Here is a 23,720-nt window from a genome sequence, read left to right as displayed (position 1 = left end):
CGCCCTTTGCCCCAATCAAGTCTACAATTATTCCGCGTCAATACCCATCGATCGCAGTCTTTCTGCCAGTACAGCAGCCCAAAGTGCGATCTTTCTCAATACAGCGGTTCATCAAAAAAAAATCTCATTCAGCATAGAAAATAGGGCAGACACCGCCCGCCCTACAAAACTACTTCCTCAGCAACTTCACCCCGCGAATCGAATAATCCAAAAGCTCAATTGGGTGCATTAAAGTAACAGTCTTTCCCTGCAACTCCAAATGCTTCTTAATTTGCAAAGAACAACCCGGATTAGAAGAAGCAATCAACTCCGCGCCAGTATTCAGCAAATTCTCCACCTTTTGCACTCCCAATTCATCAGCAATTTCCGGCTGAAGCATATTGTAAACCCCCGCACTCCCGCAGCACAAAGCCGCATCCACAGGTTCTTTTAGCTTCACCCCAGGGATTTGTTGCAGCAACTGACGCGGCTGCAAACTAATCTTTTGCCCGTGCAACAAATGACAAGCATCCTGATAAACAATTGTCAAATCTCCCTCAATCAAAGGATTGAGTTTTGCCGTAATTCCCGCACTTGCCAAAAACTCTTGCACGTCCTTAACATTAGCAGCAAATTTCTCAGCTTTCTCCCGATAATCAGGGTCATCTGCTAAAATATGACCGTATTCTTTCAAAGTGTGGCCGCACCCAGCAGCGTTGATAATCACAAAATCAACACCCGTATTTTCAAAGCTATCAATCATTTGTCTCGCCAAAGCTTTCGCCTGTTCCGCTTGCCCTTGGTGTTCCGGCAAAGCAGCACAGCATCCCTGACTTTTAGGAACCACAACCTCGCAACCGTTAGCCGTCAAAACTCGCACAGTAGCTTCATTCACTGGCGAAAATAACAGCCGCTGCACGCAGCCTAAAATCACACCGACTCGATAGCGTTTCTCCCCTTGTGCCGGAATTACCTCTGGTAAATTATCCCGGAAAGAATCGACAGTAACTTTCGGCAAGATTGATTCCATCGCCGCCAAGCGGGGGAATACTTTTTTCAGCAAACCTGTTTTGCGGACAAGTTTTGGCAGTCCTAATTTTTGATAAATAAACAGCGGTACCAGCAAAGGCCGCAATCTGTGAGGATAAGGGAAGAGATTAAAAATCAGAGTACGAATTACATTGTCAGAAAAAGTGCGTTCCTGATTTCTAGTAACTTGGTGGCGAGTTGCGGAAATTAACTTGTCGTATTGAACTCCAGACGGACAAGTTGTAACGCAGGCCAAACAGCCCAAACAAGTATCGAAATGCTGTGAGGTTGCTTCGTTTAAAGGTGCGTCGCCTTCGTTAATGGCATCCATTAAATAGATGCGGCCTCTGGGCGAATCCATTTCTTTGCCGAGTACGCGATAACTCGGACAAGTTGACAAGCAAAATCCGCAGTGTACGCAAGTATCGATTAATTTCGGATCTGGCGGATTGTTGGCGTCGAAACCAGGGATTTCGAGGGTTTCTAAGTGGGGATTTTGTGCTAGAAAATTGCTTTCTTTGGCAGGTCTTAAATCGTCGCTGGGAACTTGAGATTTTTCTGAAGTTTGCATATATATTACCTAATTTTTTTTTTTCGTAGCAAGGATTTTAGTCAGTTTAATGGAATTTATGCCGAAGCTTTATATGTAGGTTTGCAGCGCGAAATTTGCCGCTATAAGTAGCGTGTAAAACCACTTTTTACAGAAGTCCTGAACGAATCAAGTCCTGACAACAAACTTTAAACTAAATACCGCTTTTGACACTCCCCAGCCTGAAGGCTTGGGGATTCTTCGATCTACGACATGACTTGCTGATGCAGGATTTCTCCAGCAAAAGTAGAGGACTCATCTCCCAAAGCGTTACTTGGCTCAAGACCAAAGGTTCCGGTATGCCCTACCGTACCCAATCCTCGACTGAGGATGTTTCTAGCTGCATTGAAATCCCGGTCTAAGCTACAACCACACCGACAAACGTGAGTTCTAGTAGATAGTGTTTTCTTGACAAGTGCACCGCAGCTAGAGCATTCTTGGCTAGTATATGCTGGGTTCACAGCCACAGTGACTCTTTCAAATACCTTTCCAAAGTATTCAATCCAGACACGGAACTGATACCAAGAAGCATCGTTAATAGACTTAGCCAGACAATGATTTTTCACCATATTTTTAATTCTCAAATCTTCGTAAGCTATCAAGTCGTTTGACTGAACTACGCACCGTGCAAGTTTGATTGCATGGTCTTTACGTTGCCTGCTTATTTTGAGATGGCGTTTTCCTAAAATCTGTCTAACCTTGCCTCTGTTCTTTGAACCTTTTACTTTTCTTGATGTTCGACGTTGGAACCGCTTCAGAACTTTTTCACCTTGACGGAGGAACTTGGGATTTTCAACCATTACCCCATTAGAATCGGTGTAATATTCCTTTAATCCTACGTCTAAGCCAATAGTGTTCCCAGAGGGTTCTATGTTTTCTTTTCGGTCAACATCAACACAAAACTGAACATATATGCCGGAAGCCCGTTTCACCAATCTCACCCGTTTAATTTGGCCGCCTGAGTAAAAATGCAAGTCCCGTGTTCCTTTTAGCTTTAATTTCCCAATTCCTTTTTTGTCGGTAAATTTGATTGATTGACGATCTTCAGCCAATTTCCATCCCGTGGATTTATACTCAACTGAGCGACAATCTTTCTGGAATTGCGGATACCCTTTTTTGCCAGGAGTTCCTTTCTTGCAGTTGTCGTAGAAGCGGGAGATAGCAGACCATGCTCGTTCTGCACTCGCTTGTCTTGCTTGAGAGTTGAGTTCCGAAGCAAACGGAAATTTATGAGCCAGTACCGCACAGTATTTGTTCAAATCGTACTTATCTATTTTTCTGTTGTCCATCCAATAGCGTAAACAGCTATTGCGAACAAATTGGGCTGTACGAATTGCTTCATCTACCGCTGAGAACTGACTCTTATTTCCGTAGGTTTTGAACTCAAAGACTAGCATTGCTTTACCTCCTATTTTATACTAACTTATTTGGCACAAAATAGATGGTATTGCAACAAGGTTTTACAATTAAAGCCTTCCTAAAAGAACGGGGTTTTTAACCCAGTTTTCTGATAAAACGATCGGGACTCAAAAGATTTTCCGGGTCAAACTGCTGTTTGATCCGGCGCATTAAATCGATCGCACTTCCATTATAGCCCCAAACATCTAACTGCTGCTTGATGTCGGTCGGGGCTGCTAAAACAGTCAGAAAACCGCCTTTAGCTTCGCACCCTCTGCGTACCTGCAACAACGTATCCGCCGTCGCATTCTCAAACCGCAAAACCCCCAAACCGCTGCCTGCATGAATCCAAGCGTCCTGTACCGGCAATTCGTTAATGGCCGTTACAGCTTCCGAGGGTCTGATTCCTATTTTGCAAATAATTGCCGACTTTCTGCCAGAATCCCACATTGTTTCTGGCAATCTTTGCCATAACTGATGCTCATCATTTTCGCAGCAGCTAGTGCCTTGCAAACCCAACTTTTCGCCAACTTCCAGTAAGCGGGCTGATTGTTGTTTAACACTTTCTGCGATACTTTGAAATCTGACGATTAATCCCGTGCCTTTTCCTAAGCCTAATTTTGCGACTAATTCAGGTGACAGCAAATCAACGGCACTTGGTGTCAAAGCAGAGGATAATAAGATTTGAGCCGTTTGGGACAAAGCATTAATTTCCCCTGTCAGCACTACGGTTCCCGATGATTCAGGCAGCGGATAAACTCGAAAAGTTACTTGACTTATGACGCCCAATGTGCCGTAAGCACCAGTAAACAGTTTCATCAAGTCGTAACCGGCGACATTTTTAACAACTCGACCTCCGGCTACCGCAATTTTACCGTCCGATCGCACAAAGGTCATTCCCAACAGCAAATCGCGCACCCCGCGATAGCGATGCCGCAAGGAACCCGCATCAGCAGTAGCGACAATGCCGCCCAAAGTTGCCTGTTGCGGATATGCTGGATCGATCGGCAAAAATTGACCTGCTGCAGCTAAAATTTGCTGCAAATCCGCAAACTTCATCCCGGCTTCTGCCGTCACAGTTAAATCGCCCACAGCGTGTTCTACAAGCCGGTTCAGACGCGCCGTGCTTACGGCAATTTTGACTCCCTTAACTAAACCACCCCAATCAAGTTTGCTGCCACTGCCACAAGGCAAGACTGCACAGCGATTTTGTCCAGCCCAAGCAATGACAGCCGCCAGTTCTTCCTGAGTATTCGGGTAAACAGTACAATCTATTTTCGTGTCGGGGGCAAGTGCTTTTTCTACCCGTTCTTGCCAAAATAGCTCTGTATCTTGCCAGCGACAGATGCCAGCAGCCCCGACAATACTTTCTAATTCTTGTATGCTTACGTAATTTTCGGTAGAAAAAGATTTCATGAAGGTTATCAGACGCCCGGTAAAAAAAATTATCAAAACACTGCCTAAAACCATTAAATATTAATACGGGCCCGATATTCAAAACATGAAGAAACAAATGTCTCAAAACCGACTTTCTCTCGGAATTACCGGTCTCAACGAAGTGATTGGCGGCGGCCTAATTTCTCAACGCTCTTATCTGGTGCGCGGCGGCCCGGGTACTGGCAAGACTACACTGGGCTTTCACTTTTTGGCAGCAGGTGTGGCTCTGGGAGAAACTCCCCTGTTTATTACTTTAGGAGAACCGGAAGCGCAATTGCGCGCCAATGCCGAAACTCTCGGTTTTGATATTGAAGCGATGGCGTTCCTCGATTTGAGCCCATCCTCAGAATTTTTTACAGAAGTTCAGACTTATGACATTTTCTCGCCCTCGGAGGTGGAGCGAGAACCGACTACACAAAAGATTATCGAGCGAGTCCAAGCTGTCAAGCCACAACGGGTGTTTTTGGACGCGATCACTCAATTTCGCTACTTAGCTGCGGATGAGTTTCAGTTTCGCAAGCAAGTTTTGTCTTTTCTGCGGTTTTTGGTGGAAGGGGGGGCGACGGTGGTGTTCACCTCCGAAGGCACATCAACAGCTCCCGATGACGATTTGCAATTCATCAGCGACGGAGTAATTTATTTAGAACTATTGAAAGAAGGACGTGCCCTGTCTGTCACCAAGCTGCGAGGCTCCAACTTCCGCAGCGGCCGCCATTCGCTGCGCCTGACTCAGGCTGGTATGGAGGTATATCCGCGACTGCTGCCGGATAACTTTCAACAGGATTTTGTTGCTGAAGCAATTTCTTCTGGGGTTCCAGAAATTGACGAACTACTGCACGGGGGACTGGAACGGGGGACTGTGACGGTGATTAGCGGGCCTAGCGGCGTGGGTAAAACGACGGTGGGCATTCAGTTTATGAAGGAAGCAGCAGGAAGGGGGGAACGATCGGTAGTTTACATTTTTGAGGAGTCAAGTTCTACTCTGCTGCGCCGCTGCGAATCAGTTAACATCCCGGTTGGGGCGATGATTGGGCAAGGAAGTCTTTCGGTGATACCCGTGGAACCTTTGCTGTACTCGCCGGATCAGTTTGCCTGTATGCTACGGCAGGAGGTGGAGCAGGAAAAGACGCGGATTGTGATGATTGACAGTATTTCTGGCTATCAGCTTTCGATGCAGGGGCAAGATTTGGTGAACAATTTGCACGCTTTGTGTAAGTATCTGAAGAATATGGGAGTCACCGTTATCTTGATTAATGAGGTAGAAGCCATTAGCGGAGATTTTCGGCTGAGCGAGATCGGAATTAGCTATTTGGCGGATAATCTTCTGTTTATACGCTATCTGGAACGCCAACTGCATAATAGGACAGAAATCCGCAAGGCGATCGGAGTAATTAAAAAACGAGTCAGCAATTTCGAGAGAACTCTGCGAGAACTCGAGATTACTCGCTACGGCATCAAAGTCAGCAAACCGATACGGGGGCTGCGCGGCATTTTGAGTTCGGCGCCGGTGTGGATTGAGGGGGGAGCGGATGAAGATTGAATCGGGGTTTGTCCTGCTGTTTCTGGGCAAGTGCAGCTAATTTTGCAGTCGTGAATCTACTAATGAGTAGGGGGCGCACCGCGCACCTCACCACTAGCTGTAGGGGGCGCACCGCGCACCTTACCACTAGCCTAATTCCTAGAAAACTTAAATATATTGGTAAATTTGTGTATTTTTCGACTTTTATCGTAGTGTAGTTTTCAATTCTAGGAAATACAGTAGGGACACAGGGTACGCGGCCGTGTCCTGTGTCAGATCATCTGTACTTCACTTAAGTGAAAACCGATGTAATCCCTCGCCGAAAAGTAAGCTAATACCAGATAAAAAAAGAAGCCAACTTTAGGCCACCTCCCAACCCATATATAATCAGTCACTCGCCATTGTAAAATCTAAAATCTAAAATCTAAAATGGTATAACCCGTATTCACAGGAAGCTGATAAATGACTGGCAACTCAATAATTTTAGCCGTAGACCGCAATCAGCGAAACTTGGAACTATTAGCACAATTTCTCAATAAAGAAGGATACCAGATGATCGCGGCTTATAACTTTGAAGATGTTGCACAAGCTATCAGTCAGCCTGCTAGGATCGGGATGGCTTTAGTAGATATTTCTGGTTTCGATCGCCGGATTTGGGAGTGCTGCGAACAACTGCGAAATCACCAAATCCCTTTTCTGATACTCTCGCCCAAACAAAGCGCTGCCATTCAGCACGAAAGCCTCTGCCACGGGGCTCGGAATATGTTGGTAAAACCTTTGATCGTTAGAGATTTGCTGGGAATTGTTCACAGCTTGCTAGGAGAATCTGCGTGAGTCAAATTTTATTGCTTGTCGAACAGAAAGAAAATCGCCGCTTGTTATTAGAATGGCTAGCAGTTTATTATGAGGTATTGCTGCCAAACTCAACAGAAAATAGTGAGGAGTTTTTACCATTTAATCAATCTTTTGATCTGGGGATAATTGACGGTATTTCGCTGAAACGCCACTGGCAATGGGTTGCCGCCCAAAAACAGGCAGAACACCCGGTATGCTTGCCTTTTCTTTTGATTACATCCCGCTCGGATGTAGGGATGGCAACGCAATTTATTTGGCAAAGTATTGACGATTTGATTATCGCTCCGATCGAGAAGATAGAGTTGCAAGCGCGGGTGGAGATTTTGCTGCGATCGCGCCAGTTGTCTTTAACTCTCAAATTGTCTCACGACCAACTCGATCGCACTCTGCAAACAGCCCAGGAACTCAACGAGATGAAAACATCTTTGTTGTACATGATTGCCCACGACGTTCGCAATCCTTTGAATTTCATCATCGGCACTACACAACTTCTTAGCAAGTACAAGTTGACATTAACAGAGGAGAAAACACAAGAACTTCTAGACAAAACTCAAGCAGCCGCAAAAGGCATAGATTTGTTATTAGATGATGTGCTGCTGCTGGGGCGTGTTGAGTCAGGAAAAACAGGCTTTTCCTTGCTACCCATAGACTTAGCAAAGTTTTGTAATGAGTTGGTAGGGGAATTTCATAGCAGCCTGAAGTTGAAACCTGAAAATGATCGGGTAAGCCTGATTTTTGTAAATCACCATCCAGCCGCGATGGCGTGTTTGGAGGTAAGCTTGCTGCGGCGAATTCTGGGCAATTTGCTGTCCAATGCTATTAAGTATTCTCCCCCAAATACCGAAGTAATCTTTGAATTAAAACTTACTGAAACTGAGGCTATTTTTTCGGTACAGGATGCAGGAATTGGCATACCTGTCGCCGACCAAGAACGGTTATTTAATTCATTTTACCGGGCTAAAAATGTCGGTCGAATTCCCGGTACTGGGCTGGGGCTGAGCATTGTTAAAAAATGCGTGGACTTGCACGGTGGCGAAATTACTTTGACCAGTGAAGAAGGCGTCGGCAGTACATTTATAGTAACGCTGCCGATCGCCAAACCTGAAAAAAATCAAATCTCGCCTACAACGCCTTAAACTAGATGCAGGCATTATATTGGGATATTCATCGATGGATTTGACGCCCCGGTGAGACTCTACCTGGTAGTGTGACCCTGAGATGTATCCTCAAAAAGCTGAATAAAACTCTCGCTATTTTACAACGCCAGAATGTGAAGAATCATTAACAGTCGCTGGTCAACTGATGAAATTTAGCATCGTCGTTCCAGAAGCTATCAACCAGCCGGAGAATTGGCGATCGTTCCTCAAAGCTCGATCGGCATCGTAAAAAATGTTGAACGCACCCAAAAAATAATTAGATACCATTCAAAACTTATCCGAGTAGCCAGACTTTATATTTCTGAAAAAACGCGAGCGAACAACCGTCACATCTGAGATTATCTGAGTGAGTATTTTAACACTTTAAAAATGGTTAATGAACTCTTTTAGGAATTATTTTCGGACTCTTGTGCCGTACAATCAATCAAGAGTTGAAGAGCGATCGCATGAGCTTTCAGGTGGACAGTCCAACTGTTCAACTATTAATGGTTGAAACCTGATGTCTCCAGGTTCAATCGCCACTCTTCTCCACCAAGCTGGCAACAAGAGCAGCCAAAACTTACCTAAAGACACAGAACGGTGCTCGTGAACAAAAACCAACGTCAGGAGAGCCACGAGTCGTAAAACGGCTGAGAGCGCAAACACCCCTGGCAAGCCACCGAGATTGGTCAAAGTGGCGAGAAAGCCACCTACGGTGATTCCCATTGCCCCAGTGACACCAGGAACCGCGGCCGCGATCGCAAAGTATATCGACTGATTCAACAGCGGTGCCACCGACATCATCAGATTACCACTGCACAGGTCGATCGCCGCCCACGTCCCACCGCCGATTATGTGCAACAGCGGGAACCAGACCCATAGGAAAATTGGAGCCGTTCCACCTTCTAGCCAGAGTAGAGGGGTCAGAGCCACCAAAACTCCCACTACTAGCATAATCGGGCGATTCCCAACCCGGTCAGCCAGCTTCCCCCAAAAAACCAGCATCAGCAAGTTAGCACCAGCACCTAAACTGCTATAGAGCGTTACCACGCTGACATCTATATTTAGGTCATCCAGCAAGTAAAGATTAAAGAAGGGCGCGCTGACGTTAACGGCAAAGCTCCATAGACCAGAGTAAAGCAAAAACTTTAAAAAATTGGCTTCCTTGAGAAAGCTAAAAATTGTCCCTGTGGATGATTTTTCGCCTGTATCTAAATGGACGTGTACAAGCTTTGGGTTCACATCGGTCATAAAGAACTGACAACCTAGACTGATGAGGCCAAGTACAATTCCTAAAACCAAGATGGCACTGTAACCTTGGAGCTTCCCACCGGGCCAGTTCGATACCACTAGAGCCAGCAACGGCACACCAATGAGATTCGTCAAGCTGACAGCACTATTGCGAAAGCCAAAATACCGCCCGCGCAACTGCTGAGGTACTAACGCCGCCAACCAGCTCAAGAAGGAAGCCCGACCTAAAGATTCTAAGACTTGAGTTACCCAGATGATTGCCAATGTCAACTGCACAAGCTGATGTCGGGCCAGATGAAATGAGCCTCCCCACCACAGGGCTGGCACGAGAATCAGCCACAGCAGTCGCGACATTCCGAAAATGTAGAACGAATACCAGTGGCGGCTTTGTGTTCGGTCTGCTATATAAGCTCCGAACGGTTGGAGCAAATTTACCAATTGAGGAATGGAGGAGAGCATACCAATTTCGACTGGACCAGCCCCCAAATCGAGCAAGAAATTACTGAGCAACGCGCCGCCGATGATGCTGTAAAAAAGCGTAGCAAATACACCGTCCAAAGTTAGGGCTCTGAGGCTTGACCGAGTTTCCGGTTTGGAAAGTTTTAGAGGTCGATTGGTCAGAAGTACCGTCTCTGGTAAGGCTATATCCTCTTGGATTTCTTCCTGAAGAGGGAGAGGATTCGTTCCTACTAAGCTGTATTCTTCTTGTTTTTCGAGCATACTAGATAGCCAATAGATAAGCTGCGTAGCAGCTTAATTGTATAATATAAGATTAAGTATTTTAAGGAGCACAGCCATAGAGGTCAGGTAAAAATCCTCAGTCTAAAAACCCCAAAGAAAGATTACTTCAAGAAATCAAATAAAATAAGACGATCCAACTTAGATAAAAGAAATTAACTTTATTAAGCAGTGAGGCAAAATTGTCAAGAAATAGCTAATTTTTTAGAAATTTTCTATGCGACATTAGCTTACTGTATGGTTCATCGCGATCCAGATAAAATAGAAAAATTTTCCGATGGAAGAAGTCAAGGGAACTTGCGAAAAGCCACCTCTGAGTAAGGAAAAATGTTGCTAAAAATAATAAGGATTAAATCTAAAGTTCTAAAGGAGCAAGGGTGCTCAATAACTCTTCTAGGATAAATCGCAGCAAAGATTGAGTTGCTAATATTAAACCTAATCGAGATTGGGCGAGTTTGGGCTGTTCTATTTTAACTTCTCCCCAAATTCGGCACTGGCTGTAAAAAATCTGAAATGCTTCGCTCAAACTATTGGCTAATTTGAAATAATTGACAGGTTGTTCGCGTTTATTTACCTCAAAAATAGGATATAAATAGTCAAGCACTATTAAGAGTTGCGAAATTAAATTGCATTCGGCTGGATGCACTAACCGCAGTCGATCGCCCTCGTCAATCCAAGGGATAGGATTTGGACTCGCCAGCGACCAAATTTGCGGCGCTGTAGCGACATCGGGCTGCGCGATCGAAATTATCCGATCGCGGTGGGCCATTCGCAGCAGGGAACAGCAGCGCGCGTGGCTGTACTGAATGGGAAACAGTCGATCGGCTGACACAACAGGAGATAATATTCGAGATTCTGGAAGGGGGAGGTGCGTTTGAGCTAAACGCTGCAACCAGACGGCTAAACCTGCATCAGTCAACTCCATCTCGATAATTCCCCCCGGCGCGACTTTAACTGCGAAATCTGGGTAGCACAGCGGTTCGAGAGTTTCGACCAACTCGGCCGCGATTGTCTGCGGTGTCTGCTGCCAAGTTTTAGCCAATTTCAGGGCGATCGCAGACACGTACAGCACCCGCGCGCTATCTTTACTGCGATTTAACGGAATTTCCCCTAGTGTCCCCTGCTGGCCGATCGCCCTTTGGAACCTTGAAAGCAAGAAACACTTCACTGTAACTTCCGGGCACTGCGAGATATTTGCTGTATCCATATCGGCTGATCCTACGGTAACAGCGACGGTTGACTGTTACCGCTTGCACTGTTCTTGTACGTTAAACTGCTGATGTCAGAGATAGTTGATCGGCTTCCCCAGGCGGGGCTACATCGAATTAATCAGCTTTCTAGCGATTTTTGGGCTAAATATACAATAATTTACGACAAATTTTTTGCTGAAATCTACCATTTTGATGTATTTTTTGCTACATTAAATTTTTCGGTAAAACTAAGAAAAGTCAGCACAGTTAAGAAGCGTGCAAGCTCGATCGGGGGTTGGTTGTCTCACTTTGTATCGCACTGCTGGCAGAAGCTGTTTTTCTCACTGATAAAATATATCCCAGAGCCTCACTTATGCAATCAACTTCCACACCTCTAGAGACTATCGATCGACCGTTTATCACTTGGCAGCGAATTATCGACTGGGCCCAGGAACACTACCGCTGCCGGACTTTTAGCAAAGACGAGCGGATTCCCGCAAGACCCGGACTGCTGTATTTAGTCCAGAAGGGTTCTGTGAGGCTCGTAGGCAGCGCTCAAGTGAGCGCTGCGGCGACGAAGTCGAAATCCGTTGACAAAACTACAGAAGAAGCTTTTTTGGGCTTCGTCGGCGCAGGCCAGCCCTTTGAACTGGTTGCTCAGTCTCCGTTTACTCTCCAAGCTTACGCCCACGCCGATCAAACTCACGTAGTGTGGATGTACTGGCATGACTTGGATAATTGGCCTCACTTCCGCAGGGAAATTTTGGATGCGTTTCGCTACCAGCACCAGCGGAAACTTCTCTGGCTGAGCACTTTGGGACAGCGCCGGACGATCGACCGACTGTTGGGATTTCTCACTTTGTTGATCGAGGAGTTCGGCGAACCTTACGTAGGTGACGACGAACCGGATGTGGTTCGGGGCTACCGGCTGCCTTGGGCCTTGACTCACGCTCAAATTGGCAGTGCAATTGGCTCGACGCGGGTGACGGTGACGCGACTGATGGGTAAGTTGCGATCGAAAGGTTTGATTAATACTGAGGATGATAATTTAATCTGTTTGCCGGCTAAGTCTAACCCCCAAAAGACAAAAAACCAAAAGCAGGACGTAGAAGATTCCCTGGAAGATTCCCTGGAAGATTCTCTGGAAGATTCCTTGGAAGATTCCCTGGAAGATGAAGATTCTCTCGAAGAATCTGCATAAAATCCTGCGGGAAATTGCCAACAAACAGCGCGTCACTATTAGTTTTGGGCAGTCGCGCTCGATCGCTCGACAGTGTACGATGAATTGTGTAAACTTTTCCCGTTCTCCAAAGGTGCGACTGACAATGACCGATGACAAGCAAAAATCTTCAATCCCGAATAATCAGCAACGGGTGGTATTCTGCGACTTTGACGGCACGATAACTGTTGAAGAAACTTTTGTGGCAATGCTCAAGCATTTCGCACCGGAACTGTCGTCTCAACTGATGCCTGAAATATACGCTAGAAGGCTGAGTTTGCGATCGGGAGTGCGACAGTTACTAGAGTCTATTCCCTCGGAACGTTACGGGGAAATTGTGGAATTTTCTAGCGGAAGGCTGATGCGGCCGGGATTGTTGGAATTGCTGGATTTTTTGGACGAGAAAAAGGTAGATTTTGCGATCGTTTCCGGCGGTCTTCGGGTCATGGTAGAGACGGTAATGGGCGATTTGGTACACCGGGCGAGGGTAATTTACGCTGTGGATGTGGACGCTAGTGGCCCTCGTTTGCAAGTCAATTCTGAGTTTGAAGGAGATGAGGAACTGGTGTCTAAGGTGCGGGTGATGGGCCAGCACCCGGCCGAGGAACAGGTGGCAATCGGAGATTCGCTGACGGATTTTAATATGGCTTTGCAGGCTTCGTCGGTGTTTGCGCGCGATCGGCTTGCCGAGTATCTAGACGAACAACAAAAGCCTTATACTAAATGGGATAATTTTTTTGATGTGTTGGAAAATTTGTCCCAAAAATGGAATTGAAACTATCGCCTTTCTCAGGTAATATAAATTCTGTTTGCATCGGTATTGTATGATGTTAAATTTTGTAGGGGCCCGTGAGCCAACAATAATTGCCCATAATAAACAATATAATAAACCCGCCCCCGTGCAGATAAGTCCGATGCGACCGAATTTGATATAAGCTTTGCACGGATTACCCTACGTTTAGATAGGCCAGCGCAATTCCTATTAAAGTAAAAAGTAGATTAAAAACTGAGGATTTATAAAAAATGAGTCGCGATTTAAGATCGGATTTAATTGCAGCAGCCAAACATTTTTACGATCGCGGTTGGATGGTTGGGACTGCTGGGAATCTTTCAGCCCGCTTACCAGATGGCAGCTTTTGGATTACTGCTAGCGGCCGCGCGAAAGGGCAGTTAACTGAACAAGATTTTATCAGAATGAACTCAGACGGCACAATTGTCGAGCAACCTGTTCCAGACAGTCGCCCTTCGGCCGAAACCAGCATTCATTTAGCCGTTTACAATTGTTTTCCAGACGCTAAAGCTTGCTATCACGTCCACTCCATTGAGGCAAATTTAGTTTCTCGGCTTACCGCAGGAGATGCCGTGCCTTTACCCGCGATCGAAATGGTGAAAGGTTTGGGGGTGTGGGAGGAAAACCCGCAAGTGTCTATACCCCTCTTTACAAATTATTTAGAAGTCCCTAAGATAGCCAAGGAAATTTGCGAATTCTTTGCCATTTGTGCGCCCTCTGTACCCGCTTTGTTAATTCGGGATCACGGCATCACAGTCTGGGCAGACTCGCCAGCCGCCGCCTACAATTACGTAGAAATTGTAGAATACATTTTTCGCTATACGATCGCAGCCCGCCAATTAAATTTAGATTTGAACTTTTAGATTTTAGATTAAGCGGTGCATGGATTCGGAGGGTTGGGGATTTGAGATTAGGAAACGAGAAAATATTCAGAATAGGCAACAATTATGGCTAAATATACCAGAATTTTATCCATAGATGGAGGTGGAATTAGAGGAATTATTCCCGCGCAAATTTTAGTTAGCGTTGAGTCAAAGCTACAACAAAAAAGTGGAAACCCTGATGCGAGAATAGCTGACTATTTTGATTTAATCGCCGGCACGAGTGCGGGAGGCATTTTAACTTGCATCTATTTGTGTCCAGATGCCGAAAATCCTAGCAGGCCTCTGTGGGCTGCCCAAGATGCTGTTAATTTTTCGATTAAGAGTGGCCGCGACGTTTTTCAGACTTCATTTTGGCAAAAAGTCAGATCTCTAGATGGTTTGAGAGATGAAAAATATCCCAGCGATCCCTTAGAAAAATTATTTTGGGAAAATTTTAGAGATTACAAACTCAGCGAACTACTAAAACCTTGTTTAATTTCCAGTTACGACATCGAAAGGAGAAAAGCTCACTTTTTCGATCAAATAGATGCTAAAAAATCTCCAGAAGAAGACTATTTTATTAGAGATATCGCCAGAGCAACATCGGCAGCTCCCTCTTATTTTGAGGTTTCTAAAATCTACTCTTTTAGCAATGAATGCTACGCTTTAATTGACGGAGGAGTATTCGCAAACAATCCCGCACTTTGTGCCTATGCAGAAGTTAGAAATAAATTCAGAATTCCCGAGGAGCGCCCCGACAAAGGCCCGACAGCCAAAGATATGGTAATTTTATCCTTGGGAACCGGAGAAGCTCAGAAAAAATACCCCTACGAAAAAGTAAAAAATTGGGGTCAGATTGAGTGGGTTGAGCCTTTAATTAATATCATGATGACGGGAGTTGCGGAAACTGTAAATTATCAACTAATCCAAATTTATGATGCGGTTGAAAGACAGAATCAATATTTGAGAATTACTCCCGATTTGAGCCACGAACAACCGCTGCCGATTGATGATGCCTCGGAAGAGAAGATATCGGAACTGCTGAGAATTGGCAAGGATCAAGCCGAAAAGTATAATGAACAGTTGGATAACTTTATCGACTTATTGCTTGCTCAGTAGTCAGTCATATTGTAGGGTGGGTGGGCGCGGCGATTAAGTTAAGTCACCAATAAATAATCTTAAACCGCGCCTAACCCACCAACCGCAGGGTTGACAGACAAAAAATATATGTTGACAAATCGTGCAATAATTGCTGTACAATTGGCTAAATCTCTATTTAGCAATGCTTCGCCCTGTTTGCAATTAATCGCGAGCCGTCAGTAATTGGTTAAAAAATACCAAGAAAAGCGCGATCGACATTTAGATGAAACCTTCAATAACAGGTGGTTTCAGCGGTTTTTCGTGACGTTGTTCCTGGGCGGCCAAGTGCTGCTACGCATACTCCAAGGCAAAATTGACCGCCGCAAAATCATGGAACATTTAGTAACAGTAGGCCTGGATTCTTTCCGATCCGTGCTGCTAATAGCCTTTTTTGGCGGCATGATTTTTACATTTCAATCAGCCAGAGAATTGGTTCGCTTTGGGGCGGTTGGGGCGATGGGAGGTGCGTTTGCTGTGGCATTTTGTGGCGAATTAGCACCACTTTTAACGGCGGGCGTGGTGGCGGGACAAGTAGGTTCGGCATTTGCGGCGGAGATAGGAGAAATGCAGGTGACGGAACAAATAGACGCCCTGTATATGTTAAGAACAAATCCGGTTGACTATTTAGTAGTGCCGAGGGTGATAGCTTGCTGCATCATGCTGCCGATTTTAACAATTTTTTCGGTAGCGGTGGGGATTTTGGGGGGGCTATTTGTAGCGGTTAATTTTTATAATTTGGAACCGTCGGTGTTTTTGGAATCGGTGCGGACTTTTTTGGGGCCTTGGGATTTAGTAAATGTGGTGATTAAAAGTTTTATTTTTGGGTTGATAATTGCCCTTGTCGGTTGCGGTTGGGGATTGACGACGGTGGGCGGAGGGAAAGGAGTAGGCCAAGCTGCAACGGCGTCAGTGGTAACTTCTTGGGTGTTGATTTTTGTGGCGGATTTATGTTTATCGCTGTTGATGTTTCACGAGTTAGGAATTCCTAGAAGTTGATAATCTTGGCGATTATAGCAGGAGTCAGGAGTCAAGATGCTTAAATATTAAGGGTTTGAATAATCATCAACGCCCTACGCCGCCAAGACGATTGCTATAAAATCAACATAAAGATTTTTTAAACCGCAGATGAACGCAAATAAACGCTGATAAAATTGCATCAGCGTTCATCAGCGTTCATCCGCTGATATTTGCGGTTTAAAACTCTCAACTTGAGATTTTAAATTGGAGAAAGGAGGGCGATACACTCGAATTGCCTCAATAGGAACTTTCCCATCTGTTTCGGGGACGATTTCGAGGGTGTGTTTGGAGTTGCTCAAATTCTGAGCCAATGTTGTAGAATACTCGCGGCTTGAATCTGTAATTTGTGGAGGAACGTATGAATCAACAAACATTGGTCGCACCTGCCAGGAAATCTCAAAGCCTTTAGGCGTCGGTTTTTTAGAGTATTCATAATAATTTTTTAGCCACCAGTTTCTCGGTTCCATCACGACGCGACCAGAGTTTGAGACAAACATTTCGTCGTTTGTACCGCTGCCGTCGTAACCTGTTTTAGAACCTACAACGTCAAATTTAAACTTGCTGGCGTCGCTGTTAATCTCAGTAATTATGGCTTTCCAATCTTCGACGATTAGCGGTTTTTGGCTGGATACTTGGATGATTGCTGGCCAAGGAACGCCAGGACTAGCGCTAGGTCTGGTGATGCTGTAAAGTTCAGGAAATTCTGAGGGTTTTTTGCCGTCGATCGCAATTCTAGCAGAAATTGCCTTGCCGTTGAAGGTTTTATCGGCGATCGCATCTATTCTATTTCCTTCAAATTCTAAAACCAACTTGCCATCTTGCCACTTAACATCGCTGCCAACTGTATAGGTTTTCACTAAATCCTGCGGCCGTTGAGGAGAATTTGGATTGTATCGCAGGTGCGGTTTTATGAGAGCAGCTAGGAGAAAATTTCCCCAATCGTTGAGGTGAATGTTGTCACTCAATAGCTGTTTGGGCTGCAAGCGATTATCTTTCAAATACCGCATCCAAGGTTCACGAATTTCGGCTATCTCGCAGCCGTATTTATCGGCCAACTCCGGTAGCCATTTAGTAGAATGAGTGTTGTGCCATTCGTATCTGCTGACTAAATTTGGATCGTCGCTGTTGCCTGTCGGCATCCAGTCAATATGGTCTGAATGCAAGAGTATTTCGCTAGCAGTGCGGCTGCGGACATTGGCAATTATGGCTTCATAATCTTCACCGCCTCCGTAGACGTGAAAAATGAGCAAGTCTGGATAAAAAGGATACAAATCGTGTTCGCTGGGACGGATTAAAATCGGGGCGGCAAATCCTCCGAGCGCCCGATTTTCCACAATCAAATCTGCATTGGGAAATCGCTGTCTCAAATCCTTCACTACATCTTGCCACCAATCTTGCTGAGTGATGGATTGACCGTAAAATAGGATACGCACTTGGCGGCGGTCTGTTGGGGTGCTAGCAGCAAGTAGCCCCATCGTCCTTTGAATCCTCGCTCCAAAAGTAGCACTATTTTCAATAGGAGCGGGTGGGGGGAATGGCGTATCGGCAGCTATTTTTTTGATGAGCGGAACTAACAGAAAGCTCAGACACAAAAAAAGCAGCCACAAGTAGCGATAAATCTTGGATTTTCTGCTATTTCCTGGGTGTTTTGCCATTGTTTTATTTTTCCCTGTCCGTTTCACTTCGCTCAAGGCGACTGTGGGATGAATGCTACGCCTCTAATCAGTAGCTGTAGCGTGCTTATGGGCGCACCTCACCAGTAGCTGTAGTGTAGGCTGTATGGAAATATATTACCAAATTGAGCGCGACAAAAAGTGATATAATGCCAGCTAATTAATTGCAGGAGATCGATCGCACGTCAAATGGATTACAAAACAGCCCGCAGTTTTCTGATCGACCAAGGAACAGCCCTGGAAACAAAGAAAAATCCCGACGCCTTCCTGATGCGTCTCAAACAAGGTCAACCGCCCGTACCCGGACAGGTGACATCGATTTTATTAGCTTTAAAAATATTGTTTGAAGGCCTGCAAGAATCTCCAATGCTCGATCGACAATTAATCTCGGCACTGCATTTACTGTCAGTAGAAGGTTTGCAGCAATTTGAAGCTGGACTCCGCAGAGGAGTTTCTTGGCCACCGCTGCTGAAGGAAGACTTAAATCGAATTGCGATCGCAGTCAAGAATATCTTTTCCGGCGTCTGGCAATAATTAGCTCGGCAACCACCGATCCCGATACCCACCGCCAGCAAACTTAATTTTTCTTCTACATTTTTTTCTACAATTATTTGTAAAATTTTATGTTAATCTTGCTACATTTACCCTCGAATTGTGGCATCTTAATATAAGAATCAGTTCTCACAAACACTTGGAGAGACTACCATGAACGCCGAAGAAAAAGCTAGACAACTAATTGCACGAGAAAGGCAGCATAGCGAACACTTGCACGAATCTATGCTCAATCGTTCCTCCCACGAGCTAGAAACACATGGGGAGGGAATTGCTGAAGAAAAAGCCAGAGAATTAATGGCTCAAGAAAGGCAGCACAACGAACACCTGCACGACTCTATGTTAAGCCGTTCTTCCCAAGAGGTAGAGGCATCGATCGCACCCGACGACACTGAAAAATAATTTTTTTTTAACACAACACTTAAGGACACCAACCAGGAAACCGGGTTTTTATACCATTTTTTATACATAACAAAGGGCTGTAAAAATGTCTTTGTATAAACAACCCGGTTTCTGCGTCTCGGAAGAGTTTAGTACAGCAAAACTATACTCAAATCGAGGAAGATGGTAGGTGAAATCAAAACAGCCCCTGCTCATTTGGCAGCCTCTATCACAAACATCCACGCGCGATATATAGCAATAGAAAATGCCAAGTTCTACTGCTCGCGAAAGCTTTCGAGGGATGCCAAAAGAGCTGGCAGTCCCGCTAGCACGGCCGACACCAGAGCCTCATCTTTGTAAACTCGCGATCGGAGAATACGGGTACTTTTAGACGCAGAGGTGAAAGACCCTCGCCGTTGAAAATTTCCGGTTTCAACCCGCCCTAAACTTTTTGTTTCTCGCGTCACGCACAACATAGCAGTATCCTCAATTAATCCCTAGATATGGGTTCGTAAAGTTTCTCAGGGCTTGGCTCAATATTTTTATTATTACTCAGATAGGTAACAGAGAGAAAACTATGAAATAATTATTTACCAGAGGCAGGGATCAAGTAAAACTGCATAATAACTCTTATTAATTTGTTACAGGCTCATCCTGTTTCAGCCGATCGCCCACAGCGACTCAGCCACCAGGCAGCAAAATCACCAATTTTATAGGAGGAACGTGGATCAATGATGCTAACTCTTAATCCAGCAACAGTCATAACTCAAATCAGGCCGACTGTCGAAAGCTTGCGCGACGGAGACTACCGCTACCGAGACTCCTTTGCAATCGATCGACCTTTCAGAGAAATCCAGTTTCGCAAACAAGACAGATACATCACCGGCAGCGATTCAGACAAACGCACGGGCAAAAGTTACTGCTTCCGGGGCATCCCCCAGCAAAACAACATTATTAACATCACGATAGCGATCGAAATTTCCCCAAAAACCGCACAGCAAACCGAGTGGAAATTAGCACCGGGAAACCCCATTGATTTCGACAGGCTTTATCCCCTGCAAGCAGGGCCAGGATTAGAATTGTACAAATGTTTGACAGCATTTTTACCCGAATTGAAGGAATAGTTATTGGTTACTTCTTAGTGATTATTTCTTAATCGCTTTGGCTTGTTAATAACCAATGACATTCGTTAACAGTCAACAGTCAACAGTCAACAGTCAACAGTCAACAGTCAACAGTCAACATTTAACTCCCTAAGAACCAGCATTTTCCAATTCTTCCCGCAGCATTTCCCGGTATACTTTCGGCAAACGAGAACTCATAGAGTTGTTCTCAATTCCATATCCCAAACTCGTCCAAGTTCCCGAAAGCATCCGCAATACCTCAGTTAATCTTTCCTGCCGCAACATCTCAGGAATATCAGCTTTCCAAAACTTGCGATCGCTCAACCAAGCATAAACCACAGCATCCTGATCTTCTGGTTCAAAACTGTAATCTTCCCAGAATAAAAAATTAGCACGACGCGCCTGATAGCGCTTAGCCTTCTCCTTCCAAGTCGTAGTTAGAAATTGATACCTGCCCGCAGCGGTAGTACACCTGCCTCGATTCGGGCCATTAACAATCTTCACGCACCAGTCAGGATGGCGGCTCAAATCTAATATATATTTGCCACCGTAAACAACGTGATAAGGGCGAGAAACATTCGACTCGCTAGCAGAAATAGTACGCATCAACGCCCGAATGTAAGGATCGCCGGTTTTAATAGCCAGCGGCGGGAATTTTCCCACCCCGCTTACCGACTGCGACAACTGCTGATTTCCCCGCAAACTGTCAACCAAAAAAACACCGCCGCCAATCACAGCGCCGATTAAAAGTATAAATCCGAGGATTTGAATCTCCGATCGCCTCAGCAAACCTCTTTTGCGATGGCTCAATTTCTCAGCTTCTAGCCAACTCATTTCCATTTCCGAAATTTCAACCCATTTTCGAGCCACCCGCATCCGGCGCACCCGAAAATCGTATTGATATAGCGGCGCGGCTACCAGCGTTAAACTCGATAAAACCCCCGCCAATTTAATCAGCCAGAAATCTAATTCACCGGCTACGGCAACATTTGTCAGAGTAGATATTCCTGTTAGTAACTGGGCCGGATCGATCGATCGCGCTGGCCAATAAAAAATCGCAAGTTGCACCAACAACGACAGATTAAATGCAAAAAAAATCACTACAACAGCATTCAAGCCTTCTCGCAAGTGCGATCGAATACCAATGTGCCTGCGCTTGAACTTGCGCGCAACGCGAAAGCGCCCCGGCAGCATAATTAGTAAGGGATTTAAGATTTTGACGGCGAACAAGTGAAACACAAAAAACACAGGCAACTGAATCAGCCAAGCCGCCAGCAGTAGAGTCAGAAAGCCGATATTGTCGCTGATAAAAGGAATGCCCCTGCGAAGGACAAAACTAAAACTCTGAGCGAGAGCAAATGCCCTTAACCACGAAATCGGATAGGGGAGCCAAGCTGGCCACTTGAGAGTTTTCATGCTGAGAGAGGGAAATTTCAACGGCGAATCGTAAAACTATTAAGATTTTGCCAGATTTGGCGATCGGAAAATTGTTGTAGGCTGCGTCAGCCCCAATCTTTGACCCAAATCACATCTTGCACCATTCTCGATAAGCCTTTTTTGGGCGGGCAGGATAAGCCTTTTTTGGGCGGCCTCTCCTGCCCAACCCCTACTCCCCACAAGAAAATGCACTTTTTGTGGAACAGGCCGGACAGCCTGTTCTTGACAATGGTGCAACATCTCCGATCCAAATCAAATTGTTTTTTGTCTGACGCACCGAACCCAAGCGAGCCTAATTCAATCAAATCACACTGGCAAACAACTCCTCAAAACTCTTTTGCGGAGCCTCCGACTTCGCCACAATTTCCACAACCTTGTTGCGAGAAGTCGGCTGAAACAGCGCCTCCACGCACACTTGGGCTACCTTAGTGCGGGGAATGCTGCTCTCAAACATTTTGTCGGCACCAGTCATGACGATCGCATCTGAATTATCCTCATTTTTGAGACCGCCCGGACGGACGATCGTATAAGTTAGGCCGCTTTTTTGCAAATACTCCTCGGCTTGCTTTTTCCAAACCAGAATCAACCAGAACAAATTCAGCGGGTGAAAAAACTGAGAGACACACAGAGAAGTCACAAGCACAAAATGCTCAATTCCCTTAGCCTTGGCTGCATCCACCAAATTTTTAGTACCTTCAAAATCCACCTTGTAAGGCGCTGTCGGGTCAAAACCAGGGGCCGCCCCTGTCGCGCACAGCAATACCGTACTATCGCCGATCGCATCGCCCAGGGAAGTCGCATTTAATACATCCCCGATCACTAACTCAGCCTCCGGTGGTAAAATTTGTCTAGCTGTGTCTAGATTTCGGACTAAGGCGCGCACGGGAATACCTCGCTTGACCAATTCTGCGACGATGCGGCGGCCAGTCTGACCTGTGGCTCCTGCTACAAATGCTTTCATATGTCGAGTTATGCTGAACTAGGGTAAGTTTTGTTACTATCAATTTCTCAATTGTAGGGAGGAAACTCCCTTAACACATCCCCAACCAGATTGATTGGCGTGTATAACAGGAGAGCATAATATGAAGCAGGATTCCGCTGAATATCAAACAGTTGAAGCTTCTGACGAAAATTACTACCCAGATGCGAGTTTCCAACAGCCCGAAAGTGGCAGCGCGGATGCAGGAGAGGAAGTTGAGCCGATTTGGTTTCACACGCATTTTGAAGACAGCATGGAGATGTACGCCGATGCGGAGACGGTGGCGAAGCATTTGAACAACCACAAGACTTGGTTTTGCCAGTGCGCTTCGCCGATGAAGGCCGAGCCGATCGGCGAAAACGGCTATGATTTATTAATCGGGCGTTTTGGGGCTTTCGGCTACCGCGTTGAGGCGAGAATTGGTTTAGAGTTGCTGCCACCTGACGCTGAAGGCTGCTATTTGATTAAGACTATTCCGGTTCCGAATTATACCTCGCCTGGGTATGAAGTGGATTTTCGATCGGCAATGAAGCTAGTGGAGATACCGTCTCAGGAGTTTGCCGCCGATTGGCCGAGCTCGGAACGTGCTAAACTGCCGCCTGCGATTACCAGCGCTACCTGGAAGCTGGATTTGGCTGTGGGAGTTTGCTTTCCCAAGTTTATTCGATCGATGTCTCAACCTTTAATAGAAAAAACCGGCGATGCGCTTTTGGAAAAAATTATCAAACAAGTTAACCGGCGCTTGACTTATAAAACTCAGGTTGTTTTTCACGAAAGTTTGGGCATTCCTTTTCCGAAAAATCCTAAGAAACATTAACAATACTTAGGCTCTAAGCTGTTGTGCATTTAAATTGTATGTTAAGTGCGGGAGTTCCTGCCCAACCCCTACTCCCCACAAGAGTAAAGATTTATTTTACTCTGCCATTTAAATGCGGATTAGCTTAACTCACATTTGTAGGGTGTGCACTGCACACCTTACTCATAAGTGCGATCGTAATAACTCATACCATTTTAGATTTTAGACTTCGGCGTGAGCGCTCAGTCGCACAAGTTTAGATTAAATTATGGGGAATAACTGATTGTGTATGGGTTGGGAACACGAGCCTACAGTTGCTTTTTTGAAACTGATATCACTGTCTCCGGGTGCTTAGGGCGTGCCTTATGCCTATGTTTTTGAATTCAACACTTGCTTGAGCAGTTAATCCCAATCATCAAGTTATTGCTAATCAAATTTAAGGGTAAGGTGATGATTGCATTTGACATATAGCAATCCTTGCAGGAGTCGTAAATTTTTCACCCCACCCCAACCCTCCCCGAACCCGCTGGGAGTCCGTAGGAAATTCACAAATTATTTAAGATTGCTACATACTGATTTCTTATCAGTGGAATTAATTTTTATTATGATGGGTCAATTTACCACAGGG

Annotated in this window: 21 protein-coding genes; 12 read left to right on the top strand and 9 right to left on the bottom strand. The window is 45.4% G+C overall.

The features are described 5' to 3' along the window. Positions 1-169 precede the first annotated feature (169 nt). From QUB37_RS05225 to QUB37_RS05215, 3 genes are all read right to left on the bottom strand, one after another. On the bottom strand, positions 170-1,579 hold the full coding sequence (locus QUB37_RS05225; RefSeq protein WP_333159778.1) for a heterodisulfide reductase-related iron-sulfur binding cluster: 1,410 nt from the start codon (positions 1,577-1,579) through the stop codon (positions 170-172). A 224-nt stretch (positions 1,580-1,803) separates the two neighbouring features. Continuing rightward, positions 1,804-2,994: a transposase gene (locus QUB37_RS05220; RefSeq protein WP_333159776.1), complete on the bottom strand. Its 1,191-nt coding sequence runs from the start codon at positions 2,992-2,994 to the stop codon at positions 1,804-1,806. Between the two features lie 97 nt (positions 2,995-3,091). After that, positions 3,092-4,411 carry an FAD-binding oxidoreductase gene (locus tag QUB37_RS05215; protein WP_333159774.1) on the bottom strand — a complete coding sequence of 440 codons (1,320 nt, stop codon included), beginning with the start codon at positions 4,409-4,411 and terminating at the stop codon, positions 3,092-3,094. 97 nt (positions 4,412-4,508) lie between these two features. Here QUB37_RS05215 and QUB37_RS05210 point away from each other — a divergent pair, with 97 nt between their 5' ends. The 3 genes from QUB37_RS05210 to QUB37_RS05200 all read left to right on the top strand — a co-directional run bounded on the left by QUB37_RS05210 (position 4,509) and on the right by QUB37_RS05200 (position 7,942). Next, complete coding sequence (locus QUB37_RS05210; RefSeq protein WP_333159772.1) at positions 4,509-5,972, top strand: ATPase domain-containing protein; 1,464 nt, start codon at positions 4,509-4,511, stop codon at positions 5,970-5,972. Positions 5,973-6,413: 441 nt separating this feature from the next. After that, complete coding sequence (locus tag QUB37_RS05205) at positions 6,414-6,785, top strand: response regulator (RefSeq protein ID WP_333107926.1); 372 nt, start codon at positions 6,414-6,416, stop codon at positions 6,783-6,785. Beyond that, the gene (locus QUB37_RS05200; RefSeq protein WP_333159769.1) at positions 6,782-7,942 is read left to right on the top strand and encodes an ATP-binding protein; all 1,161 of its coding nucleotides are present in this window, start codon (positions 6,782-6,784) and stop codon (positions 7,940-7,942) included. Before QUB37_RS05205 ends, QUB37_RS05200 begins: the two co-directional genes overlap by 4 nt. 159 nt (positions 7,943-8,101) lie before the next feature. Here the strand turns inward: QUB37_RS05200 and QUB37_RS05195 are convergent, their stop codons facing one another. The 3 genes from QUB37_RS05195 to QUB37_RS05185 all read right to left on the bottom strand — a co-directional run bounded on the left by QUB37_RS05195 (position 8,102) and on the right by QUB37_RS05185 (position 11,138). Continuing rightward, on the bottom strand, positions 8,102-8,230 hold the full coding sequence (locus QUB37_RS05195) for a hypothetical protein (RefSeq protein ID WP_333159767.1): 129 nt from the start codon (positions 8,228-8,230) through the stop codon (positions 8,102-8,104). A 153-nt stretch (positions 8,231-8,383) separates the two neighbouring features. Beyond that, positions 8,384-9,913 carry an MFS transporter gene (locus QUB37_RS05190; RefSeq protein ID WP_333159764.1) on the bottom strand — a complete coding sequence of 510 codons (1,530 nt, stop codon included), beginning with the start codon at positions 9,911-9,913 and terminating at the stop codon, positions 8,384-8,386. A 373-nt stretch (positions 9,914-10,286) separates the two neighbouring features. After that, positions 10,287-11,138, bottom strand: coding sequence for a DALR anticodon-binding domain-containing protein (locus QUB37_RS05185; RefSeq protein ID WP_333159762.1), 852 nt, complete (start codon positions 11,136-11,138; stop codon positions 10,287-10,289). A gap of 356 nt (positions 11,139-11,494) precedes the next feature. Here QUB37_RS05185 and QUB37_RS05180 point away from each other — a divergent pair, with 356 nt between their 5' ends. The 5 genes from QUB37_RS05180 to QUB37_RS05160 all read left to right on the top strand — a co-directional run bounded on the left by QUB37_RS05180 (position 11,495) and on the right by QUB37_RS05160 (position 16,129). Next, positions 11,495-12,322, top strand: coding sequence for a Crp/Fnr family transcriptional regulator (locus QUB37_RS05180; RefSeq protein ID WP_333159760.1), 828 nt, complete (start codon positions 11,495-11,497; stop codon positions 12,320-12,322). Continuing rightward, complete coding sequence (locus QUB37_RS05175) at positions 12,294-13,115, top strand: HAD-IB family phosphatase (RefSeq protein ID WP_333159757.1); 822 nt, start codon at positions 12,294-12,296, stop codon at positions 13,113-13,115. Before QUB37_RS05180 ends, QUB37_RS05175 begins: the two co-directional genes overlap by 29 nt. Positions 13,116-13,363: 248 nt before the next feature. Beyond that, complete coding sequence (gene mtnB / locus QUB37_RS05170) at positions 13,364-13,993, top strand: methylthioribulose 1-phosphate dehydratase (protein WP_333159755.1); 630 nt, start codon at positions 13,364-13,366, stop codon at positions 13,991-13,993. 84 nt (positions 13,994-14,077) lie between these two features. Next, entirely contained in the window at positions 14,078-15,112 is a 1,035-nt protein-coding gene (locus tag QUB37_RS05165; RefSeq protein WP_333159753.1) for a patatin-like phospholipase family protein, read from the top strand. Positions 15,113-15,316: 204 nt separating this feature from the next. Next, on the top strand, positions 15,317-16,129 hold the full coding sequence (locus QUB37_RS05160) for an MlaE family lipid ABC transporter permease subunit (protein WP_333159750.1): 813 nt from the start codon (positions 15,317-15,319) through the stop codon (positions 16,127-16,129). Positions 16,130-16,299: 170 nt separating this feature from the next. On the opposite strand, the gene QUB37_RS05155 is transcribed toward QUB37_RS05160, so the two are convergent. Beyond that, on the bottom strand, positions 16,300-17,805 hold the full coding sequence (locus QUB37_RS05155) for an SGNH/GDSL hydrolase family protein (RefSeq protein WP_333159748.1): 1,506 nt from the start codon (positions 17,803-17,805) through the stop codon (positions 16,300-16,302). A 207-nt stretch (positions 17,806-18,012) separates the two neighbouring features. On the opposite strand from QUB37_RS05155, the gene QUB37_RS05150 reads away from it, so the two are divergent. The 3 genes from QUB37_RS05150 to QUB37_RS05140 all read left to right on the top strand — a co-directional run bounded on the left by QUB37_RS05150 (position 18,013) and on the right by QUB37_RS05140 (position 19,880). Next, positions 18,013-18,357 carry a hypothetical protein gene (locus tag QUB37_RS05150; protein WP_015174589.1) on the top strand — a complete coding sequence of 115 codons (345 nt, stop codon included), beginning with the start codon at positions 18,013-18,015 and terminating at the stop codon, positions 18,355-18,357. A 171-nt stretch (positions 18,358-18,528) separates the two neighbouring features. Beyond that, positions 18,529-18,777 carry a hypothetical protein gene (locus tag QUB37_RS05145; protein WP_333159746.1) on the top strand — a complete coding sequence of 83 codons (249 nt, stop codon included), beginning with the start codon at positions 18,529-18,531 and terminating at the stop codon, positions 18,775-18,777. Between the two features lie 710 nt (positions 18,778-19,487). Beyond that, entirely contained in the window at positions 19,488-19,880 is a 393-nt protein-coding gene (locus QUB37_RS05140) for a hypothetical protein (protein ID WP_333159744.1), read from the top strand. Between the two features lie 129 nt (positions 19,881-20,009). Here the strand turns inward: QUB37_RS05140 and QUB37_RS05135 are convergent, their stop codons facing one another. Both QUB37_RS05135 and QUB37_RS05130 read right to left on the bottom strand, forming a co-directional pair. Then, positions 20,010-21,296 carry a glycoside hydrolase family protein gene (locus tag QUB37_RS05135; protein ID WP_333159742.1) on the bottom strand — a complete coding sequence of 429 codons (1,287 nt, stop codon included), beginning with the start codon at positions 21,294-21,296 and terminating at the stop codon, positions 20,010-20,012. Positions 21,297-21,618: 322 nt separating this feature from the next. Then, complete coding sequence (locus QUB37_RS05130) at positions 21,619-22,278, bottom strand: NAD(P)H-binding protein (RefSeq protein WP_333159740.1); 660 nt, start codon at positions 22,276-22,278, stop codon at positions 21,619-21,621. Positions 22,279-22,399: 121 nt separating this feature from the next. Between QUB37_RS05130 and QUB37_RS05125 the strand changes: the two genes are divergently transcribed. After that, a complete protein-coding gene (locus tag QUB37_RS05125) occupies positions 22,400-23,113 on the top strand; it encodes a DUF1997 domain-containing protein (protein ID WP_333159738.1) in 714 nt (237 codons plus the stop codon). Positions 23,114-23,720 lie beyond the last annotated feature (607 nt).

Source organism: Microcoleus sp. AT3-A2 (genome assembly GCF_036705685.1).
In the GTDB taxonomy this organism is placed as follows: domain Bacteria; phylum Cyanobacteriota; class Cyanobacteriia; order Cyanobacteriales; family Microcoleaceae; genus Microcoleus.
The sequence above is the reverse complement of the archived record's forward strand: the minus strand, read 5'-3'. Positions and strand labels throughout refer to the sequence as shown.

Bases quoted from the DNA above. Each gene is read 5' to 3' on its own strand.
- QUB37_RS05135 (WP_333159742.1), bottom strand. From the start codon at position 21,296: ATGAAAACTCTCAAGTGGCCAGCTTGGCTCCCCTATCCGATTTCGTGG.
- QUB37_RS05190 (WP_333159764.1), bottom strand. From the start codon at position 9,913: ATGCTCGAAAAACAAGAAGAATACAGCTTAGTAGGAACGAATCCTCTC.
- QUB37_RS05205 (WP_333107926.1), top strand. From the start codon at position 6,414: ATGACTGGCAACTCAATAATTTTAGCCGTAGACCGCAATCAGCGAAAC.
- QUB37_RS05195 (WP_333159767.1), bottom strand. From the start codon at position 8,230: ATGGTATCTAATTATTTTTTGGGTGCGTTCAACATTTTTTACGATGCC.
- QUB37_RS05220 (WP_333159776.1), bottom strand. From the start codon at position 2,994: ATGCTAGTCTTTGAGTTCAAAACCTACGGAAATAAGAGTCAGTTCTCA.
- QUB37_RS05125 (WP_333159738.1), top strand. From the start codon at position 22,400: ATGAAGCAGGATTCCGCTGAATATCAAACAGTTGAAGCTTCTGACGAA.
- QUB37_RS05130 (WP_333159740.1), bottom strand. From the start codon at position 22,278: ATGAAAGCATTTGTAGCAGGAGCCACAGGTCAGACTGGCCGCCGCATC.
- QUB37_RS05180 (WP_333159760.1), top strand. From the start codon at position 11,495: ATGCAATCAACTTCCACACCTCTAGAGACTATCGATCGACCGTTTATC.
- QUB37_RS05215 (WP_333159774.1), bottom strand. From the start codon at position 4,411: ATGAAATCTTTTTCTACCGAAAATTACGTAAGCATACAAGAATTAGAA.
- QUB37_RS05165 (WP_333159753.1), top strand. From the start codon at position 14,078: ATGGCTAAATATACCAGAATTTTATCCATAGATGGAGGTGGAATTAGA.
- QUB37_RS05225 (WP_333159778.1), bottom strand. From the start codon at position 1,579: ATGCAAACTTCAGAAAAATCTCAAGTTCCCAGCGACGATTTAAGACCT.
- QUB37_RS05145 (WP_333159746.1), top strand. From the start codon at position 18,529: ATGAACGCCGAAGAAAAAGCTAGACAACTAATTGCACGAGAAAGGCAG.
- QUB37_RS05210 (WP_333159772.1), top strand. From the start codon at position 4,509: ATGTCTCAAAACCGACTTTCTCTCGGAATTACCGGTCTCAACGAAGTG.
- QUB37_RS05140 (WP_333159744.1), top strand. From the start codon at position 19,488: ATGATGCTAACTCTTAATCCAGCAACAGTCATAACTCAAATCAGGCCG.
- QUB37_RS05150 (WP_015174589.1), top strand. From the start codon at position 18,013: ATGGATTACAAAACAGCCCGCAGTTTTCTGATCGACCAAGGAACAGCC.
- QUB37_RS05185 (WP_333159762.1), bottom strand. From the start codon at position 11,138: ATGGATACAGCAAATATCTCGCAGTGCCCGGAAGTTACAGTGAAGTGT.
- QUB37_RS05175 (WP_333159757.1), top strand. From the start codon at position 12,294: ATGAAGATTCTCTCGAAGAATCTGCATAAAATCCTGCGGGAAATTGCC.
- mtnB (WP_333159755.1), top strand. From the start codon at position 13,364: ATGAGTCGCGATTTAAGATCGGATTTAATTGCAGCAGCCAAACATTTT.
- QUB37_RS05155 (WP_333159748.1), bottom strand. From the start codon at position 17,805: ATGGCAAAACACCCAGGAAATAGCAGAAAATCCAAGATTTATCGCTAC.